This window comes from Sorangium sp. So ce394, from assembly GCF_051474665.1.
Taxonomy (GTDB): Bacteria; Myxococcota_A; Polyangia; order Polyangiales; family Polyangiaceae; genus Sorangium; species Sorangium cellulosum_D.
On record NZ_CP150339.1, the window covers coordinates 4,882,698 to 4,901,780 of the forward strand.

Here is a 19,083-nt window from a genome sequence, read left to right on the forward strand (position 1 = left end):
GGTGGGCGTGGACCTCGGGGCGCGCGCCGCGGTAGGGTGCCGCGAGCGTGATGCACGTCATCCATCATCTGGGCGGGCGCGGGGGCCAGCGCTGCATCGTGGTCCACGGCGGCGCGGGCAACGTCGCCCCCGAGCGGCGGCCGCTGCACGCGGCGGGGTGTCTGCGCGCCGCGCGCGAGGGGGCGCGCGTGCTGGCCGAGGGCGGGAGCGCGCTCGACGCGGTCGAGCGCGCGGTGCGCGTCCTCGAGGACGATCCGCTCTTCAACGCGGGCACGGGGGCGGTCCTCAACGAGGAGGGCCATGTCGAGCTCGACGCGTCGATCATGGAGGGCCGCGGTCTGCGCGCCGGCGCGGTCTGCGCGCTGTCGGATTTCGCCGAGCCGATCGCGATCGCGCGCGCGGCGCTGGAGGACGGCCGGCACGTGCTCTACGCCGCGCACGGCGCCGCGAAGTTCGCGCGGATGAAGGGGTTCACGCCCGTGGGCGAGGCGGCGCTCATCACCGAGGCCGCGCGGGAGGCGCTCGCCGCGGCCCGGCAGGGCGCGGGCCGCGCGACCTCCTGGGCGGGGAGCACGGTCGGCGCGGTCGCGCGGGACGCGAGCGGGCTCACCGCCGCGGCGACGAGCACCGGCGGCACGGCGAACAAGCGGGTCGGGCGGGTCGGAGACTCGCCGCTCATCGGGGCCGGGACGTACGCCGACGACGAGGCCGGCGCCGTATCGACGACCGGCTACGGCGAGGGGATGATCCGGCTGGCGACCGCGCACTCCGCCGTGGAGCGGATGCGCGCTGGCAGCGGCGCCGCCGACGCGGCGAGGGAGAGCATCGCGCACCTGGCAGCGCGGCTCGACGTGACCGGGGGCGTCATCGCCGTCGACCGGAACGGGCGGTTCGGGCTGGCGCGCTCGACGGCGACGATGTCGTGGGCGGCGGCCGGGGACTGGGGGGAGGAAAGCGGGGTGTAAAACGGAGTGACGGGCGTCCGGCTTCTCGGCTGGCGAGCAGGCGGGGCGCTGGACGCGCGCCCCGACGTAGATCCATCGAAGCGGAAGAGACAGCAGAGCCCGGGCCTTCGCTGCCGCGCTGCGAAGGCGGCGGCGAAGGGCCTCCGTGCAGGATGACGCCGCGGAGCCGACGTCCGCGCCGGGGCGAAAGCCGTGGTCACGCCGTCACCTGCGGCGCCTGCGCAGCGCCGCGGAGGCGGCGGCGAGCATCAGCAGACCGAGCTCCGCAGGGGCGCGTCGCATGGGCTCCGTTGCCGCAGGCGTGGCGAGATGGCAGCCGCCCTTGTCGACGTAACCGCCGTCCGGCGGTGGCAGGACGCAGTCGCCCAGGTAGGCCTCGCACACGAAGCCGTCGATGCAGTCGTGGACCGACTTGCAGGGCTTGGTCTGCTGCCCGTTGACGGGCGAGCAGGAGAAGGGCTGGTAGTCGGGGTGCAGCGACGTGCAGACGCCATCCGCGGTGGCGCCCCGGTAGTCCGAGCACGCTTCGCAGAGGTAGACGTTGCAGAGCTGGTCACAGCAGACGTCGTCGGCGCACCAGCCGCTCTGGCATTCAAGGGCCGCGGAGCAGGCGCCGCCGTTCGGCACCGGGCGGAACACCTCGGCGGTGTTGAGGGACTTCCTGTACAGACCGTTGTTGCCCCGGCCGCCCAGGATGAGCACCCGCCCGTTCGGCAGCAGCACGGCGGTATGAGCGTCGCGTTGCATTGACATGGATCCGATGGAAACCCACGTGCCGCGGATCGGATCGAGCACCTCGACACTGGCCAGTGGCGTTGGGTCGGCACGGCCGTCGATGTATTCAAAGCCGCCGGCGACGAGCACGTTCCCATCCGGTAGCAACGTTGTGGTGTGTGCATAGCGGGAGTTGGACATGGGCGCGAGCGATGTCCATAGGCCTGATGTGGGATCGAAGATCTCGGCGCTGTCGAGCGCGCCTCCGTTGCCCATGCCCCCGACCATCAGCACCCGTCCGTCCGGCAGCAGCGTGACGCTATGATCGAAGCGCGCGGTGTCCATGGCCGCGAGGAGCAGCCATGTGCCAGAGGCCGGGTCGAACGCCTCGACGCGGTTGAGCGTTCCATCTTGATTCAAGCCCCCGGCGACGAGCACCCGTCCGTCCGGCAGCAGCGTAGCGGTATGATCGGAGCGCTCGGTGAGCATGGGCGCGATGGACAGCCACGTGCCGGAGGCCGGGTCGAATACCTCGGCGCTAGCGTGCGTGTTGTTGTCGTCGTGGCCGCCGGCGACGAGCACCCGTCCGTCCGGCAGCAGCGTGGCGGTATGATAGGAGCGCGCGGCGAGCATGGGCGCGATGGACAGCCACGTGCCGGAGGCCGGGTCGAATACCTCGGCGCTGTCGGCCGGTGCTTCGTATTCAAGGCTGGTCTCATAGCCGCCAGCGACGAGCACCCGTCCATCCTGCAGCACCGTGGCGGTATGGCGATGGCGAGCGTTGAGCATGGACGCGGAGGATAGCCATGCGCCGGAGGTCGGGTCGAACACCTCGGCGCTAACGAGCGAGCTGTCGCCGTCGTAGCCGCCGGCGACGAGCACCCGTCCGTCCGGCAGCAGCGTGGCGGTATGGTCGTAGCGCGCGACGTGCATGGGGTCGACGGGTTGCCAGGGGCTGGACGCCAAATCGAGCATCTCGATGCTGTCGAGCGTTCCTCGAGAGCTAGATCCGCCGACGACGAGCACCCGTCCGTCCGGCAGCAGCGTAGCGGTATGGCCGTAGCGCGCGGCGAGCATGGCCTCGAAGGGTCGCCATGTGCCGGAAGCCGGGTCGAACAGCTCGGTGCTGTCGCTCACTCCTGTGCCGTCCAAGCCACCGGCGATGAGCACCCGTCCATCCGGCAACAGCGTGGCAGTGTGGCCGCCGTGGTTCGTGGACATCGGGTCGATGGGTCGCCATGTGCCGGAGGCCGGATCGAACAGCTCGGCGCTGCCGAGCAGGCTACCGCTCCCATCCTGTATCCCGCCGGCGACGAGCACCTGTCCGTCGGGTAGCAGCGTGGCCGTGTGCTCGGTGCGGGCGGTGGACATGGACGGGAGGGGTGACCACGTGCCCGAGGTTGGGTCGAACAACTCGACGTTGTCGATGCGGTCTCCCTTGGTGCCGCCGGCGACGAACACCCGGCCGTCCCGCAGCAGCGTGGCCGTGTGCTCGGAGCGGGGGGTGTGCATGGGCGGGAGGACTCGCCATGCGCCGGCTGCTGGATCGAACAGCTCGGCGCTGTCGAGCTCGTCCACACGATGAAGGCCCCCGGCGACGAGCACCTGTCCGTCCGGCAGCAGCGTGGCGGTATGGGTGGCGCGGGCGGTGTGCATGGGCGGGAGGGGCAGCCACGTGTCGGAGGCTGGATCGAACAGCTCGGCGCTGTGGAGCTCGTCACTGTCCCGAGTGCCGCCGACGACGAGCACCCGTCCGTCCGACAGCAGCGTGGCGGTGTGCAGGGCGTGGGCGCTGAGCATGCGGAGGGCTCGCCATGCGCCGGAGGCCGGGTCGAACACCTCGGCGGTGTCGAGCGCATGATTGCCGCCGTTGAACCCGCCGGCGACGAGCACCCGGCCATCCGGCAGCGCCGTCGCGGTGTGCCCGAAGCGGGGCGTGCTCATCTCTCTCTTGAGCTTCCATCGCGGATCCACGAGCACGGCCTCGCCCTCGGCCTCCACCCACAGCTCCAGCCGCCCGCCTCGGGCGCTGAGCCGTGTCGCGACCGGCCTACCCCCAGCCGCATAGGCTTCCGGCGCGGTGACATGGATCTGCGGCGCGCCGCGCGCGTCTGCGAGCTCCACCGCCTCGCCCTGCTGGCGCAGCTCCGCGCCGTCGATCTGCCAGGTGGCCACGGGCGCGTCGCGCCGCACCGCGCTCGCGTCGAGCAGCAGCCACTCCTCATAGCCATCCTGCAGGGCGGTCCAGAACGAGGCTCCGCCCCGCCGCGGGTAGGCGATCGCGTTCTCCGCGATCTCCGCCTCGCCCAGGGCGCCGAGCTCCCGCACCAGCGCCTCGGAGCCGTCCGGCAGAGGGAGGCGGAGGGCGCCGCCGCCGTGCCGCGGGAAGCGGGAACGCAGCGCGGCCTCGCCGGACAGGTCGGCGAGCGCCTCGATGGGCCGCAGATCCTCGAAGGAATCGCCCGCCAGGGTGAAGGCGAACGGGCCTTGAAGGATGGCCTCGGCTTGCTCGGGGAACTGCCGGCGCAGGGCGCGCGCGTCCGGCGGATCGGCGATCTCGCTGCAGCCGAGCATCACGCACAGCGCGGCGCTCCAGAAGAGCGCGAGCGCGCATCGGCCCAGGAGGCGGGTCGAGCCAGCGATGGACATATCGAATTCCCTCTCTTGCTGTCGATGGATCTCGTGGCGAGCGCCGCTCAGTAGAGCTCGTAACGGACGCCGATCCCCGGCGCGACCGTGAGGAGCACGGCGCCAGCGAGCCTCTCTTTCGCAAACGTACCCCGGCCGTCAGCCCCCGCGGGCACGGCCTGGCTCGTGTCCCACGCCGGCCGCCGGAGGTCGACGAGCACAGGAAAGGCGATGCCCGCAGTCAGCTGGAGCTGCCGGCTGACCGGCAGGCCGATCCGCACCTCGGGGGTCACGTGGAAGAAGAACGCCGGGTGCTTCTGGACGAAGGGGGCAAGCTCGTACGACGCCCCGTCGCCCGTCCGGAACGCGCCGTTCGTGCGCTCGTCCAGGAGCGCGCCGGCGATGGTCCCGGCGCCGAGGCGGAAGTGCAGCTGGACGCGCTCGCCCAGCGGCGACGCGAAGCTGAGCCATCCGCCGAGGAGCACGGCGCGCAGCGCCAGCCGATCGTCGACGGTGCCCTGGTTGGGCGGCAGGCCGACCGGGGTCACCTCCGTGTTGCGGCCGTGGACGCGCTGCGACGCCGTGAAGTAGCCGGCGGTGACGCCGAGCCCGAGGCCCATGCCGAGCTCGTAACCTGCCTGGAGCACGGCGGAGCCGCCCGTGCCGAGCGGCGCCTCGCAGCCGCGGATGCACGCGCCCGCGACCCCGCCGCCGAAGCTCGGCACGAGCACGGCGCCCGTGACCGCCTCGACGACGAACCGCGCCGGGCGCGCGGGCCGGCGCCAGAAGGGCGAGCTCGGGTCGCGATCCAGCGTCACGCTCGCGACCTCGATCTGATCGCGCGCGAGGACCACGCGGCGCGACTCCGGCAGGAACCCGGGCGCGGCGACCTCCACCCGGTGCGCGCCCGCGCGCAGCCGCCCCTCCCAGACGCCGCGGCCCACGGTCACGCCGTCGATCGCCACGGTGGCGTTCACCGGCACCGGCTCGACGCGCAGCGACGCGGCGAGCTCCTCGGCCGATAGCGTCAGCGGCACGGTCCTGTCGACCTCGACGTCGACCTGCACCGGCGGCGAGCCGAGGCGGCCCGCGCCGCGCAGCGCCACCGTGTGCTCGCCGGGCGCGAGTAGCCCCTCCCAGGGCGCCGTGGCCATGACGCTGCCGTCCACCACGACGGCGAGCGGCCGGCCCTCCTTCTCCATCACCCGCAGGCGCCCCATGCGCGCGAGCGGCCGGAGCCGCGCCCTCACGCGCACCAGCCGGTCGCCAGCGACCTCGATGCGCTGCTCGAACGGCTCGAACCCCTCCTTGAACACGCGCACCCAGTGGCTGCCGGAGGTGAGCCGGAGCGGCCCGGGGAGCGGCGCCTCGCCGCGATGTCGCCCGTCGATCGCGATGAGCGCGCCCGGCTCGGCCCCGTCGACCTCGAGGATGCCGACCAGCTGGCGCAGCTCGTCGAGCTGGCGCTGCGCCGCCTCCTTCGCCGCGACCGGCAGCCGGGGGCCGAAGGTGCGCAGCAGCTCCTCGAACATCTCCAGCGCCTCGTCGTGGCGCCCGAGCTGCTTCAGGCACACCGCGGCGCCGGAGGTCGCGGCCCAGCTGGCGTAGAGCTGCCGTGCGGCGAGGTACTCGGCGAGCGCCCGGGACCACTCGCGTCGGTCGTAAAACGCCCGGGCCTTCGCGAAGTGGTCGACCGCCATCTCCCGCGCCGATAGGACGGCGGGCAGCGCCGGCTCGGCCGCGGGCAGCGCTGGCTCGGCCGCGGGCAGCGCCGGCTCTGCTGGCGCGGCGGTCGCCGCGTTCGCCGCGGCGAGCAGGAGCCCCGCCGCGACGAGACAGCGGCAACGGGCGCGGAGGTGGCGTTCGGGCTGGGCCCGGCGAAGAAGAAAGAGCGGCATCGCGGCAAGGATTCGGTTCGTGTGGCCCCGTCGGGCGAACGGCGCGGGGTGGTCGTGACGACAGCGATCTTCCTGCCGCGATGCGCCCCCGAGCAACGGCGTTCAGGGCTGCGGAGCGTTGGCAATCTGCGCGGCGCGCGGCGCGCGGCAGGGAACGCGACGGCCGTGCTCCCGCACGTAGCCAGCGCTGCCGCGAAGATCTAGTCTGCCGGCCCCATGATCCCTGCCGGTCCCTTGCCCATCCTACCGCTCTCCTCGCCGCCGGAGCTGATCTGGCGCGTCCCCGGCTCGAAGAGCATCACGAACCGCGCGCTCGTGCTGGCGGCGCTGGCCGACGGCGAGAGCACGCTCGAAGGGGTGCTCCACAGCGACGACACGCGCCACATGCGGTCCGCCCTGGAAGCGCTGGGGATCGGGATCCAGGACGCCGGGCCGCAGACGCTGGTCGTGCAGGGGGGGCGGCACCGGCTGCGCGCGCCGGAGCGCGAGCTGTTCGTCGGGAACAGCGGGACCACGGTGCGCTTCCTGGCGGCGCTCGCGTGCCTCGTGCCCGGCGAGGTGGTGCTGGTCGGCGACGAGCACATGGCCAAGCGGCCGATCGCCGATCTGGTCGACGGCCTGAGGCAGCTCGGCGCGGACGTGGAGTGCGCGACCGGGTGCCCGCCGCTCCGGATCCGGGGCGGCCGGCTGAAGGGGGGCACCCTGACGATGCGCGGGGACCGCTCCAGCCAGTACTTCTCGGCGGTGATGATGGCCGGGCCCTTCGCCGAGTCCGCCATCGATCTGCGCATCGCCGGCGAGCTGGTGAGCCGCCCCTACGTCGAGATCACGCGCCGCATGGTCGCGGATTTCGGCGGCCTCATCGACGAGGCCGCGGGCGCTTTCACCATCCATCCCGCGAGCGGATACCGCCCGCGGAGGTACCCGATCGAGCCCGACGCGTCGTCCGCGAGCTACCCGTTCGCGCTCGCCGCGGCCGCGGGCGGCGCCATCACCGTGCCCAGCCTCGGCGAGGGGGCGCTGCAAGGGGATTACCGGTTCGTCGAGCTCCTGGAGCAGGCCGGCGCGCGCGTGAGCAAGCAGGCGGACGCCACCACCGTGCGCAGCGACGGGCGCCTGCGCGGCATCGACGTCGACATGCACCACATCTCGGACACCGTGATGACGCTGGCGGCGATCGCGCCGCTCTTCGAGGGGCCGACGACGATCCGGAACGTGGCGAACATCCGGATCAAGGAGACGGATCGCCTCGCCGCGACGGTCGCGGAGCTCCGCCGCCTGGGGCAGGAGGTGAGCCACGGCGACGACTGGCTCCGCATCGAGCCGCGCCCGCTGACCCCCGCCCTGGTGCACAGCTACAGCGACCACCGCATGGCGATGAGCTTCGCGATCCTGGGGCTGTGCCGGCCCGGGATCACGATCGAGAACCCGGCCTGCGTCGCGAAGACGTACCCGACGTTCTGGGAGGACGTCGAGCGGTGCCGCGCTGCGATCGGCGGCGCCGCGCCGCGGGGGTGACCGCGGGCGGCGGCGATCTGGCGGCTCGTCCTGCCGCCGCGGTCTTCGACCTCCTCGTCCTACTGGCACTCGTTCAGGTGGCACCGGCCGCTGCAGCACTGGGTGTCGAGCGTGCACGCCGTCAGGCGGTCCTGGCAGCAGCGTCCGGAGATGCAGCTCATCGGGGCGGGGCAGTCGAAGCTGCCGTCGCAGGGCCCGCCCGGCGCGACCACGCAGGAGCCGCCCTTGCATTCGAAGCCGTCGCAGCAGTCCGCCCCCTCGTCGCACGCGCCGCTGCGCGAGCAGCAGCGCCCGCTGGCCCCGCACTCGAGGCCGTAGCAGCACGGGCGCGCGGCATCGCAGGCCGTCTGCGCGCCGCCGCAGCACTGGCCGAGGTAACAGGCCCCGTCGCAGCACTCGTCGCCGAACACGCAGCTCGTCCCGATGGCCCCGCAAGGGCCGCAGCCGGTCTCCCGGTGGCACACGAGCCCCGAGCAGCAGTCGTCCTTGTCAGAGCAGTCCTTGCCCTCGGCGGCGCAGCACGCCTCGTCCGCGCAGACGCCGCCGCAGCAATCGCTGGCCACCGCGCAGACGTGCCCCGAGCGGAAGCACGCGTCCGGCTCGCACGTCCCGTTCCGACAGGCCCAGCCGTCGCAGCAGTCCTCGGCGCGCTGGCAGGCGCCGCCCGTCTGGCGGCAGCCGCAGGTGCCGTCGAAGCAGCCGCCGGTGCAGCAGTCGTCGGGGCGCGCGCAGCTCTCCCCGGGCGCCTTGCAGGCGCAGCGCTCGTCGACGCAGTCGAGCGCGCCGCAGCAGTCGCCGGCCGCGCTGCAGGAAAAGCCGACGTCGGCGCAAGCGCGGCAGTTGCCCTCCGCGCACTCGAGCCCGGCGCAGCAGGGCGCCTCGTCGGAGCACCCTTGCTCCCGCTCGCGGCAGGCCTGGACGCACGTGGCGGAGTTGCAGACGAGACCGTTGCAGCAGGCCGCCCCGTTGCTGCAGCTCTCTCCCCGGGCCGCGCAGCTCGAGCTGCAGGTGCCGAACGACGAGCTCCCGTCGCTCGACGGCAGGCAGGTCAGGCCCTCGCAGCAGGCGCCGTCGTCGCTGCACGCCTCGTCGGCGCGGTTGCAGCGCGGCTCGCCGCAGCGGCCCCCCTCGCACGCGAGCCCGTCGCAGCAGTCGCCGTCGCGGGCGCACGCGGCGCCCGCCGCGCGACACCCCGGCCGGCAAGAGCCGGACTCGCAGCGCGCACCCGAGCAGCAAGCGGCGTCCGTGTGGCAGGCCATGCCGACGGGCGCGCACGCGCAGCTGCCCGCGATGCAACCGAACGAGCAGCAGTCGCCGTGCTCGCTGCAGGTGTCTCCCTGGAGCCCGCAGTCCGGGGCCGGCTCCCACCCCGCGCTGCACCCGAGGGGCCCCCACGCCACCGCCGCGAGGCCCGCGCAGAGCAGCGCGCCGACCCACCCGAGCGCGAAGCCATCCGCGCCTCGCCTCACCATTGGTATCCTCCCATGATGGCCATCTCGTAGGCCGTATCCGAGTTTTCCTGTCCGGAGAAGAGGACCCCGAACGGCTGGCCGCGGAGCACCCAGCCCGAGGCGAAGCGGTACTCGAGGTGCCCTGACAGCCGCCCGATCACCGCGCTCGCGTGCGTCCATTCGCCGGGCCGGAACGGCATATCGGGCATCTTCACCCATGCGAACGAGGGCCCCATCCCGAGCCCGCCGCCGGCCGCGAGGCGGCCCTGATCGGTGGAGAAGAGCGCGGCGTCGATCTCGGCGGTCGCCAGGAGCGCGAGCTCGTGGATCTCGAGCTCTCCTTCTGGCAACAGCCCGCTGCCTGGCGCCAGCCCGCCGAGGTCCGCCAGGGATATCGAGTCGTAGGAATACATCGACGCGAGGTACCCGCGCAGCGCGATGACGTTCGTCAACGGCAGTTGCCAGCCGACGTCGAGGCGAACCCCGAGCACCGCGGCGCGGATCCAGGCCAAGCCTGCGAGCGCGCGCGGGCCGCTCGTGGCAGGGAGCTTCGGCGCGGACAGGATGGCCGGCGCCGCCTCGGCCGGCGGCGGGCCGTTCGTGCCGCCGGGGGCGGGGACGGAGTGCGCGCCGTGCATGGGCGCCACGGGCTGTGCGCGGGCCGCGGCCGGCCATAGCGACAGCGCCGCGAGCGCGAGCGCGCCCAGCGGAGCGGAGAAGCGTGCGGAGGACAGAGGTGTCGTGAAGGTCATCCCGAGCGGCGCGGCACCCTAGTCGAAAGAGGAATCGAGTGGAGCGATGGGCAGGATTCCGGCGGGCCTGGCAATGGATCGAGCCGAGCGGTGCTTTCGAGGAGCGGCTCGAGCCCGGCGCGGAATGACCGGAGTGTGGGAGGACGATCGACGAATGGATGGCGGGTGGTTGACGGGTGGATGACCGATTCTTCCGTCTTCCGTCTTCCGTCTTCCGTCTTCCGTCTTCCGTCTTCCGTCTTCCGTCTTCCGTCTTCCGTCTTCCGTGCTCGTCCTTCGTGCGCGTGCGCGTGCGCGATTCCATGGCGTCAGCGCGCACGCGCACGCGCACGCAGAGGCCAGACGCAGACGGCAGACGGGAGAGGGGAGAGGGGAGACGGCAGACGGCAGACGGCAGACGGCAGACGCGAGACGGCAGACGCGAGAGGCGAGACGGGAGGCGGACGCCAGCAGCGCTTCTCACCCCCCGTGCTCGACCATCACCCTCCCGCGCCAGCCTGCCCCGTCGGCGCCGGCTCCTTCTGAAACATCCCCGCGAGGATCCGCTCCGCCGCGTCGGCCAGGATGTCCCGCGCGAGCCGGGTCTCCTCGCCGAAGAACCGCGTGGCCACCCCGGCGTCGAGCGCGTGCGTCGCGAGGAGCGCGAACGCCTCCGCCTCGTCGAACGTCGCCTCGGCGGTCAGCACGCGCTTCCCCGGCCGGAGATCCTCCTGGTCGAAGCGGCCCTGCCAGGTCTCGCCCAGCGTGATCGAGAAGTACTGCGCGGCCACGTTCCCCGGGCGGGCCATGTGCGAGACCGCGACGACCGCCCGGAGCCGCTCGCGCTCGTCGGCGGTCATGTCCCGCTTCCAGGCCTCGACCGTGGCGTGCATCGTCTCGATCTGGTCGCGCGCCGCGTCCTCGGCGTTGAGCAGGACGTCCTGCGTCTGCGCGCGGGTGAAGGCGGACAGCGCCTCGGGCGCGACGCCGCCCGCCGCGCTCGCCTCGTCGAGGAGCGCGAGCGACGCGCCCAGGATCCGGCGCTGGCGGGCGAGCTGCTCCGCGGTGAAGCCGCGGCCGTCGAGGTCGGCCGCGGCGGCGGCGATGCGCTGCCGGAGATCGGCCAGCCGGCCGCGCGCCTCGCCGTCGAGCGCGCCGCGCCGGCCCGAGAGCAGCGCGTGGACGGCGAGCGGAGCGTGCGCGACGACCTTGAGCTCGTGGTAACGCCGGGTGCGCGCGGGGCCCTCGAACCGCCGGCCGCCGCGCCGCAGGATGAGGCTGTCGTCGATCTGGGCGATGATCGGCTCGATGCTGGCGAGGACCGCCTCCCGGCGCGCGGCGTACGCGTCGAGGAAGGCCTGGTTGAGGGCGCCGAGCGGATCGGCGGGCGCCAGCGCGGCGCTCGCCTCCCGCGGCGCCCCGGCGGAGGACGCGCGCTCGACCATGGGCGCGAGCTCCATAGCACGCGCGCCCGGGCCCGCGTCAGGGGCGCGGCCGCGCGTTCGCGTCGAGCCAGTCGAGCGCCTCATCCATCACCCGCTCGGCCTCCGGCATCTCCCCGTGGCGCGCGCCGGGCATCTCCCGATAGACCGCCGGGATCTTCGCCGCCATGAGGCCGCCCGCGCCCTCCTTCATGCGGTACTTCGCGTCGTGCTCGCCGCTGATCATCACCGCCCCCCGGAGGTCGCGGAGGCGCGCCGCGTTGGCCGTCGTGGGCGCGCCGATCAGCACGAGCCGCGAGTACCGCTCCGGCCAGCGCTCCGCGAGCCGCTCCGCGATGTACGCCCCCTGCGAGTAACCGATGACCACGAGATCCTCGGCCTCGCCGCCGCACGCCGCCAGCGCGCTCCGGATGCGCCGATCCTGCTCCTCGGGGTCGGGCGAGTACTTGCTGAACGGCCCGCCGCCGCAGGGCACGTCGCCCTGGAGCCCGAGCACCCCGCCGTGCTCGCGCGCCGCCCCCTGCATGGCCTGCACGTAGCCGAGCCCGTGCCCGCACATGCCGTGGAGAAACACCATCCGCGGGCACGCGCCGCCGCGCCCGGTGACCACGAACGCCGGCAGATCGCCGGGCACGGCCATCTCGGTCGCCACGAGCGGCGGATCCGCCGCCTCCGGCGCGGCCACCGCCGCCGGCTCCACCGGGCGCGCCTCCGCGAGCGCACGTTCCTCCTTGCCACACCCCGCCGCAAGCACGGCGAGGCTCAACGCTGCTAGAGCTACAGCGGAAATTTTCATAAATCTGGCGTTGTGCCAGGGCCGGCCGACCGCAAGCGGTCCACCGCGGCGCCGTTGACGTGTCTGTTGAAACGGAATATTCATCCGTTTTATTGGATGAATGTGGCTGGCCCCGAGGCCACGAGCGTCGCGCCTTGCGGCGGCGCCGCCGGGCTCGCCGGCAGCCCCCGGAGCGCCGCCGCGTCGAGGCTGGGATCCTCGTCGCGTGCCGGAGCGCGACGTCAGCGACCCACGGGACAGAAGGAGCACGATCGATGAGCAACCGCGCCCTGGAGCATTTTGGCGAGCGATACGGCGGCGAGGGGGCGGCGCCCCGCTTCGCGCAGTGGAACGAGGTGATCGAGAGCCTGCTCGGGCACCGCTCGGTGCGCCGTTATCTTCCGAAGCCGCTCCCGGAGGGCACGCTCGAGCTCCTCGTGGCGGCCGCGCAGTCGGCGCCGAGCTCCTCCAACCTCCAGCTCTGGAGCGTGCTCTCGGTGCAGGACGCCGAGCGGCGGCGGCGCCTCGCGGAGCTCGCCGGCGGCCAGGCGCACGTGCGCGACTGCGGGCTGTTCCTGGTCTGGCTCGCCGATCTGCGGCGGCTCGGCGATCTCGCCGAGCACCGCGGCGTCGGCCACGAGGGGCTCGACTACCTCGAGATGTTCGTGATGGCCGTGGTCGACGCGGCGCTCGCCGCCCAGAACGCGCTCGTCGCGGCCGAGTCGATCGGCCTCGGCACGGTCTACATCGGCGCGCTGCGGAACCAGCCGGAGGCGGTCGCGGCCGAGCTCGGGCTGCCCGACCAGGTGTTCGCGACCTTCGGCCTGTGCGTCGGCTGGCCCGACCCGGCGGCCCCGGCGAGCATCAAGCCGCGGCTCCCGCAGGAGGTCGTCCTGCACCACGAGCAGTACGGCGCGTTCGAGCGAAAGGTCGGCGCCATCGACGGCTACGACAAGCTCATGGAGCGCTTCTACGCCGGGGAGCGCATGGGCGTGCAGGGCAGCTGGAGCCGCCACTCGGCCGCGCGCGTCGCGTCGGCCCAGGCGCTGCGCGGGCGCGACCGGCTGCGCGCGGCCCTCTCCGCGATGGGGTTCCGGCTGCAGTAGCCCCGGCGTCGGCCATCGCGCGCTCGCGCGCTCGCGCGCGGCCACGCCGGTGCGCGAGGAGCAGCACCCGAGCAGCAGGTCCTGGTGCGCCGCCAGCAACGGGAGGGCGCCGCCCGCGAGATCGCAGCGGAAAAACGGGCCATGGCATGTCGGCTGCAATCCAAAGAGAACGGCCGAGCCTCCGCGAGAGCGGTGGGCCGGGCGCTCGGCCGAGCGATGGGCCGGGCGTTCGGCAGAGCGCTCGGCAGAGCAGCGGATCTGAGCAAGGGAGTCGTCCAATCATGAGCGAGGTACGGGAGCCAGAGGGAGAGGTCGGGCGCGTCCTCGACGGGAGCGACACGCTGGCGCTGGAGGCCGACGTCCTGGTGCTGGGCGGCGGGCCCGCCGGGACGTGGGCGGCGCTCGCCGCGGCGGCGCAGGGCGCGCGCGTGGTGCTCGCGGACAAGGGCTATTGCGGCAGCAGCGGCGCCACCGCGCCGTCCGGGGTCGGCGTTTGGTACGTGCCCCCGACCCCCGAGGCGCGCGAGGCCGCCAAGGCCAGCCGGGAAGGGCTCGGCGGCTACCTCGCCGACCGGGGCTGGATGGACCGCGTGCTCGACCGGACGTGGTCCAGCGTGAACGACCTCGCGACCTGGGGATATCCGTTTCCGGTCGACGACGGCGGGCAGCCCGTCCGCCGCAGCCTGCAAGGGCCCGAGTACATGCGGCTCATGCGCAAGCAGGTGAAGCTCGCGGGCGTCCGCATCCTCGATCACAGCCCCGCGCTCGAGCTCCTGGTCGACGCGGACGGCGTGGTCGCCGGCGCGGCCGGCGTCTGCCGGCAGCTCGGGCAGCGCTGGGTGGTGAAGGCCGGGGCCGTGGTCATCGCCACCGGCGGCTGCGCGTTCCTCAGCAAGGCCCTCGGCACCAACGTGCTCACGGGCGACGGCGGCCTCATGGCCGCCGAGACGGGCGCCGAGATGTCGGGCATGGAGTTCTCGAACGCTTACGCCATCGCCCCGGCCTTCGCGTCGGTCACGAAGACGCTCTTCTACAACTGGGCGACCTTCTATTACGAGGACGGGCGCGTCATCGAGGGCGCCGGCTCGCAGCGCGGCCGCTCGGTGATCGCGGAGACCCTGCTCACGCAGCCGGTGTACGCGCAGCTCGACAAGGCCGACGAGGCGCTGGAGGCCTGGATGCGCAAGGCCCAGCCGAACTTCTTCCTGCCGTTCGACCGCGCCGGCATCGACCCGTTCCGGCAGCGGTTCCCCGTCACGCTGCGGCTCGAGGGCACCGTGCGCGGCACCGGCGGCATCCGCATCACGAGCCACAGCTGCGCCACGTCGACGCCGGGGCTCTACGCCGCCGGGGACGCCGCCACGCGAGAGCTCATCTGCGGCGGCTTCACGGGCGGCGGCAGCCACAACGCCGCGTGGGCCATCTCGTCGGGGCAGTGGGCCGGCGAGGGCGCCGCCGCGTTCGCGCGCAGCCTCGGCGGCCGCGCCGGCCAGCGGACCGCCCGGGGGGCCGGCAGCGCGGCGCTCCCGGCGGCGGGCGGGACGCGGCAGCTCGACGCGGAGGCGGTGATCCGGTCGGTGCAGGACGAGGTGTTCCCGTACGACAAGAACCTGTTCCGCACCGAGCGGGGGCTCGCGGTCTCGCTCGACCGGCTCGACGCGCTCTGGCGCGACGTGCGGCAGGGCCGGCCGGGGGCGGAGGTGCGCGAGGTCGTGCGGGCGCGCGAGGGCGCGGCGATGGTGGCCACGGCGCGCTGGATGTTCAACGCGGCGCGCGCGCGCACCGAGACGCGCGGGATGCACAAGCACAAGGACCACCCGGGGCTCGATCCGGCGCAGCAGCGGCGGCTGATCACCGGCGGGCTCGATCGCGTGTGGGTGCGCCCCGAGTCGCCGCCGACGGCATCGGTCAGCCCGGCCCCGGCGGAGGCGCACGCGCCATGATCGAGCTCGTCAGCGATGCCCGGTGCATCGGGTGCGATCTCTGCGTCGAGGTCTGCCCCACCAACGTGTTCGATCGCGTCCCGGGCGGCGCGCCGGTGATCGCCCGGCAGCGCGACTGCCAGACGTGCTTCATGTGTGAGGCCTATTGCCCGGTGGACGCGCTCTACGTGGCGCCGGAGGCCGAGCGGCCGGTCCAGGTCGACGAGGAGCAGCTCTCGGCGTCCGGGCTCCTCGGCAGCTACCGGGCCGCGGTCGGGTGGGGGAGCCGGCGCAAGCCGGGCGCCGAGGCCGACCAGACGTTCCGCGTCCTCGAGGCCGCGCGCCGGGGCTGAGGCCGCGCCGCCGCGAGCTCTCCTGCCGCGAGAGCGCTTTGCCGGCTGGATCGGCGCTCCCGCCGGCCTCGAACGACGCGCCCGTCCTGGGCGTGTTCAAAATTTCAGTCCATCGACAAAATGCACGCCCTGCGCGCTCCAGGTGACTGGTTCTGCGCGGATGTCGCAACCTAGGCGAGCGATCCGATCACCGTCCGCTCACGGTCCGGGAGGCGAGCCGCCGACCGGCGGAGGAGCGGCAACGCGAGGTACGCTTATGAGGCGCCCTGTTCTCTCGATCTGTTTCTCGCTCGCTTCTGGGCTCGTGGCCTGCGGTTCAGGCGAAACCGGCGCTGGCGGGGACGGCGGCGGCGACCCCGGCACGGGCGGCGCCAACGCGGCCGGCACGGCCTCCAGCGGCGGCGCGACCGGCACGGCCTCCGGCGGCGACGCGACCGGTACGGGCTCCGGCGGCGGTCCTGCGTCGGGCAGCGGCGGCGCGGGCGCCGGCACCGGCTCGGGCGGCGGCGGGGGCGCGCCGGCGCCGACCGGGTTCGCGCAGATGGAGGACCTCGACCGCGGCGTCGTGGCCGTTCCCACGGACGGCGGGATCTACGTGGGCTTTCGCCTGTTCGGCTACGACCCCGACGACATCGCCTTCAACGTCTACCGCGACGGCACCAAGGTCAACGACGCGCCGATCGCGGACTCCACGAACTTCGTGGACCGCGGCGGCTCCCCGAGCTCGGTCTACACGGTGCGTCCGGTCGTCGGCGGCGTCGAGCAGGGCGAGTCGGAGGCTGCGCCCGTGTGGAAGGATGGATCCCTGTCCATCCCGACGACGCCGCCGCCGGCCGGGGACGGCTACACGTACTCGAGCGGCGACGGCAGCGTGGGAGATCTGGACGGCGACGGGCGATACGAGATCGTCGTCAAGTGGGATCCGTCGAACCTCCAGGACAACTCGAAGGCTGGCCGCACCGGCAAGACCTACCTGGACGCGTACACGCTCGAAGGCAAGCGGCTGTGGCGGATCGATCTCGGCGTGAACATCCGGGCCGGGGCGCACTATTCGCCGTTCCTCGTCTACGATCTCGACGGCGACGGGAAGGCGGAGGTGGCGGTCAAGACCGCGCCGGGGACGCGCGACGGCCGGGGCGAGCCGCTCAGCCTGGGGCCCGCGGCCGCCGACGACGATTCGAAGGATTACCGCAACAACGATGGGTACATCCTCACCGGCCCGGAGTATCTCACCGTCTTCTCCGGAGAGACCGGCGCCGAGCTCGCGACGACGGAGTTCAAGGTGGGGCGCGGCGACGTGTGCAGCTGGGGCAACAACGAGTGTTACGGCAACCGCGTCGACCGCTTCGTGGGCACGATCGCGTTCCTCGACGACACCGGCCGGCCGAGCGCGGTGTTCGGCCGGGGCTACTACGCGCGCACCACGCTGTCGGCGTGGAACTACCGCGACGGCGCGCTCACGAACCTCTGGACGTTCGACTCCAGCTCGAGCCGCGAAAACGGGGCGTACGGCGGCAAGGGCGCCCATTCCATCAGCGTGGCGAACGTGGACGACGATCCGCAGCAGGAGATCATCAACGGCGGCGCGACGTTCGACAACGACGGCAAGGGCCTCTGCACGGTGGACTACTACGCTCACGGCGACGCGCTGCACGTGACGGATCACATCCCGTCGCGCCCCGGCCTCGAGGTGTTCATGCCGTACGAGGGCGGGGAGTCGCCCGCGTACGCGATGCGCGACGCCCGCACGTGCGAGGTGATCTGGAAGGGGCCGGGCAACGGCGGCGAGGAGGGCCCGGGCCGGGGCGTGGCGGCGGACATCGATCCGCGCAGCCCCGGGAGCGAGGCGTGGGTCAATAGCAGCCAGCTCTTGCGCGGCTCGGACGGAGGCGCCGCCGGGAACCGCCCCTCGTCGTCCAACTTCCTCATCTGGTGGGACGCGGATCTCAGCCGGGAGCTCCTCGACAGCAACAAAGTCCAGCAGTACGACGGCGAGGGCGAGGGCTTCACGGCGAACGGGTGCGCCGCGAACAACGGCACGAAGAGCAGCCCGACGCTCAGCGCCGACATCCTGGGCGACTGGCGCGAGGAGGTGATCTTCCGCTGCGGCGACTCGATTCGCATCTTCACGACGAACCAGGTCGCGAAGAACCGGATCCACACGCTGATGCACGATCCGCAGTACCGCGTGGCCATCTCGTGGCAAAACGGCGCTTACAACCAGCCGCCTCACCCGAGCTTCCACATCGGGGAGGGGATGGCCCCGGTGCCGAAGCCGGACATCCACGTCCGCTGACGCGCTGAGCTTCAGCGCGGCGGCGCGGCGGGCGCGCCGTCGCGCCGGTAGTCGCCGACGGTCTGGCCCGTCCAGCGGCGGAAGGCGCGGACGAAGCTCGGCGTGTCGGCGTACCCGAGCAGGAAGGCCATCTCGCCGACGCCGAGCTCGCCCTCGGCGGCGTAGGCGCGGGCGGCCTCGGCCCGCACCTCGTCGACCACGCGCCGGAACGAGGTGCCGCGCGCGGTCAGCTCGCGCTGGAGCGTGCGCGGGCTCGACGACAGGAGCGACGCGACGCGCGGCAAGAGCGCCTCGGAGTGGGTCAGGTTCTCGCGGACGCTGCGGCGCACCCGGGCGAGGAAGTCGTCGGGGCGCTGGGCGCGCTCGTCGAGCATGCGCGCGGCGTGCTGGTCGAGCACCTCGAGCAGGGCGCCGTCGGCGGCCACCTGGGGCAGGGCCATGACCGCCTCGCTGACGACGAGCGCGTTCTCGCCGCTGTCGAAGCAGAGCTCCGCGCCGAACCAGCGCTCGAGCTCGCCGACGTCGGGCGGGCGGGGGTGGGCGAGGCGCACGAGGCGGGGCACGACGTGCCGGCCGGTGAACTCGCGCGACTGGCGCAGCATCGCGGTCAGGATGAACTCGTTGCCGTGCCGGCCCTGCGCGAGGGGCTCGCCGTCGATCCACTGGCGCAGGATGACCTCGCCGCCCCCGCGATCGAGCCGGGCGCTCAAGAGCCCGTTGTTGACGAGCGGCAGGTATTTGACGAAGCGCGCCGCGGCCTCGCCCGCGGTGGGGGCCGACGAGGCGCTCAGCTCGAAGACGCCGAGGTAGCCGCGCGGCAGCGACGTGGCGATGCGAAAGCCGAGGAACGGCTCGCGCGCGGCCTCGGCGCAGGCGTCGACGAGGTCGCGGTAGGCGGCGAGGGGCATCTCGCTCATGCGGTCCTCGAGCGCCGATGGCCCGAGGCCGAAGCGCGCGGCGAGCGCGACCGCGTCGGCGCCCGCGCCCTGCGCCCACCAGAGCGCCGGGCGCACGACGAACGAGCGATAGAGGGGCGAATCGGCGTACGGGGCGGGTCGAGCGGCGGGCCCGGGCGCACCTCGTTTCACGCCGCCATGGTCGCGCCCGCGGGGCCATGGCGTCAAATGACAACGCGGTGGCGGCTCATGCCACTGGAAGGCCGAAGGGCCCCGGGCGCACGATGGGCCTGCCCGTGGTTGCGCGTGCCAGGTCGGGCCCGAGCTGGCGCCGCGCACGGGCCGCGAAGGGCCCGCCGGGCGCGCCCTGGCCGCGCCGAGCGCGAAG

13 protein-coding genes and 1 pseudogene are annotated in these 19,083 nt (G+C 73.4%); 7 read left to right on the plus strand and 7 right to left on the minus strand.

Features of this window, described 5'->3' with window-relative positions:
- The first annotated feature begins 50 nt into the window (after window positions 1-50).
- A complete protein-coding gene (locus WMF33_RS18005) occupies window positions 51-965 on the plus strand; it encodes an isoaspartyl peptidase/L-asparaginase (protein WP_437339491.1) in 915 nt (304 codons plus the stop codon).
- A 204-nt stretch (window positions 966-1,169) separates the two neighbouring features.
- Here WMF33_RS18005 and WMF33_RS18010 read toward each other — a convergent pair whose 3' ends face one another.
- Window positions 1,170-4,328 (minus strand): Kelch repeat-containing protein, encoded by a 3,159-nt coding sequence (locus tag WMF33_RS18010; RefSeq protein ID WP_437338276.1) that lies wholly within the window; start codon window positions 4,326-4,328, stop codon window positions 1,170-1,172.
- A gap of 47 nt (window positions 4,329-4,375) precedes the next feature.
- Window positions 4,376-6,205, minus strand: coding sequence for a PEGA domain-containing protein (locus WMF33_RS18015; protein ID WP_437338277.1), 1,830 nt, complete (start codon window positions 6,203-6,205; stop codon window positions 4,376-4,378).
- Between the two features lie 216 nt (window positions 6,206-6,421).
- Here WMF33_RS18015 and aroA point away from each other — a divergent pair, with 216 nt between their 5' ends.
- Window positions 6,422-7,723, plus strand: a complete 1,302-nt coding sequence (aroA, locus tag WMF33_RS18020; protein WP_437338278.1) for a 3-phosphoshikimate 1-carboxyvinyltransferase — start codon at window positions 6,422-6,424, stop codon at window positions 7,721-7,723.
- A 59-nt stretch (window positions 7,724-7,782) separates the two neighbouring features.
- Here aroA and WMF33_RS18025 read toward each other — a convergent pair whose 3' ends face one another.
- Complete coding sequence (locus tag WMF33_RS18025) at window positions 7,783-9,195, minus strand: hypothetical protein (protein ID WP_437338279.1); 1,413 nt, start codon at window positions 9,193-9,195, stop codon at window positions 7,783-7,785.
- Window positions 9,189-9,812 (minus strand): hypothetical protein, encoded by a 624-nt coding sequence (locus tag WMF33_RS18030; RefSeq protein WP_437338280.1) that lies wholly within the window; start codon window positions 9,810-9,812, stop codon window positions 9,189-9,191. Before WMF33_RS18030 ends, WMF33_RS18025 begins: the two co-directional genes overlap by 7 nt.
- Before the next feature lie 303 nt (window positions 9,813-10,115).
- Between WMF33_RS18030 and WMF33_RS18035 the strand changes: the two are divergent.
- Window positions 10,116-10,193: pseudogene (locus tag WMF33_RS18035) on the plus strand (hypothetical protein); the annotation flags it as partial.
- Window positions 10,194-10,405: 212 nt separating this feature from the next.
- On the opposite strand, the gene WMF33_RS18040 reads toward WMF33_RS18035, so the two are convergent.
- The gene (locus WMF33_RS18040; protein WP_437338281.1) at window positions 10,406-11,350 is read right to left on the minus strand and encodes a hypothetical protein; all 945 of its coding nucleotides are present in this window, start codon (window positions 11,348-11,350) and stop codon (window positions 10,406-10,408) included.
- A 37-nt stretch (window positions 11,351-11,387) separates the two neighbouring features.
- Window positions 11,388-12,113, minus strand: coding sequence for an alpha/beta hydrolase (locus tag WMF33_RS18045; protein WP_437338282.1), 726 nt, complete (start codon window positions 12,111-12,113; stop codon window positions 11,388-11,390).
- 284 nt (window positions 12,114-12,397) lie between these two features.
- Here WMF33_RS18045 and WMF33_RS18050 point away from each other — a divergent pair, with 284 nt between their 5' ends.
- The 4 genes from WMF33_RS18050 (at window position 12,398) to WMF33_RS18065 (ending at window position 17,799) form a co-directional block, all read left to right on the plus strand.
- On the plus strand, window positions 12,398-13,228 hold the full coding sequence (locus WMF33_RS18050) for an NADPH-dependent oxidoreductase (RefSeq protein ID WP_437338283.1): 831 nt from the start codon (window positions 12,398-12,400) through the stop codon (window positions 13,226-13,228).
- 281 nt (window positions 13,229-13,509) lie between these two features.
- Complete coding sequence (locus WMF33_RS18055) at window positions 13,510-15,171, plus strand: FAD-dependent oxidoreductase (RefSeq protein ID WP_437338284.1); 1,662 nt, start codon at window positions 13,510-13,512, stop codon at window positions 15,169-15,171.
- Window positions 15,168-15,503, plus strand: coding sequence for a 4Fe-4S binding protein (locus WMF33_RS18060; protein ID WP_437338285.1), 336 nt, complete (start codon window positions 15,168-15,170; stop codon window positions 15,501-15,503). The genes WMF33_RS18055 and WMF33_RS18060 overlap by 4 nt, the downstream gene beginning before the upstream one ends.
- 256 nt (window positions 15,504-15,759) lie before the next feature.
- The gene (locus WMF33_RS18065) at window positions 15,760-17,799 is read left to right on the plus strand and encodes a rhamnogalacturonan lyase (protein WP_437338286.1); all 2,040 of its coding nucleotides are present in this window, start codon (window positions 15,760-15,762) and stop codon (window positions 17,797-17,799) included.
- A gap of 11 nt (window positions 17,800-17,810) precedes the next feature.
- Here WMF33_RS18065 and WMF33_RS18070 read toward each other — a convergent pair whose 3' ends face one another.
- Window positions 17,811-18,887 (minus strand): AraC family transcriptional regulator ligand-binding domain-containing protein, encoded by a 1,077-nt coding sequence (locus tag WMF33_RS18070; RefSeq protein WP_437338287.1) that lies wholly within the window; start codon window positions 18,885-18,887, stop codon window positions 17,811-17,813.
- Window positions 18,888-19,083: the final 196 nt, after the last annotated feature.

Excerpts from the sequence above, each read along its gene's own strand:
- WMF33_RS18005 (WP_437339491.1), top strand. The coding sequence starts at position 51 with ATGCACGTCATCCATCATCTGGGCGGGCGCGGGGGCCAGCGCTGCATC.
- WMF33_RS18010 (WP_437338276.1), bottom strand. The coding sequence starts at position 4,328 with ATGTCCATCGCTGGCTCGACCCGCCTCCTGGGCCGATGCGCGCTCGCG.
- WMF33_RS18015 (WP_437338277.1), bottom strand. The coding sequence starts at position 6,205 with ATGCCGCTCTTTCTTCTTCGCCGGGCCCAGCCCGAACGCCACCTCCGC.
- aroA (WP_437338278.1), top strand. The coding sequence starts at position 6,422 with ATGATCCCTGCCGGTCCCTTGCCCATCCTACCGCTCTCCTCGCCGCCG.
- WMF33_RS18025 (WP_437338279.1), bottom strand. The coding sequence starts at position 9,195 with ATGGTGAGGCGAGGCGCGGATGGCTTCGCGCTCGGGTGGGTCGGCGCG.
- WMF33_RS18030 (WP_437338280.1), bottom strand. The coding sequence starts at position 9,812 with ATGCACGGCGCGCACTCCGTCCCCGCCCCCGGCGGCACGAACGGCCCG.
- WMF33_RS18040 (WP_437338281.1), bottom strand. The coding sequence starts at position 11,350 with ATGGTCGAGCGCGCGTCCTCCGCCGGGGCGCCGCGGGAGGCGAGCGCC.
- WMF33_RS18050 (WP_437338283.1), top strand. The coding sequence starts at position 12,398 with ATGAGCAACCGCGCCCTGGAGCATTTTGGCGAGCGATACGGCGGCGAG.
- WMF33_RS18055 (WP_437338284.1), top strand. The coding sequence starts at position 13,510 with ATGAGCGAGGTACGGGAGCCAGAGGGAGAGGTCGGGCGCGTCCTCGAC.
- WMF33_RS18060 (WP_437338285.1), top strand. The coding sequence starts at position 15,168 with ATGATCGAGCTCGTCAGCGATGCCCGGTGCATCGGGTGCGATCTCTGC.
- WMF33_RS18065 (WP_437338286.1), top strand. The coding sequence starts at position 15,760 with ATGAGGCGCCCTGTTCTCTCGATCTGTTTCTCGCTCGCTTCTGGGCTC.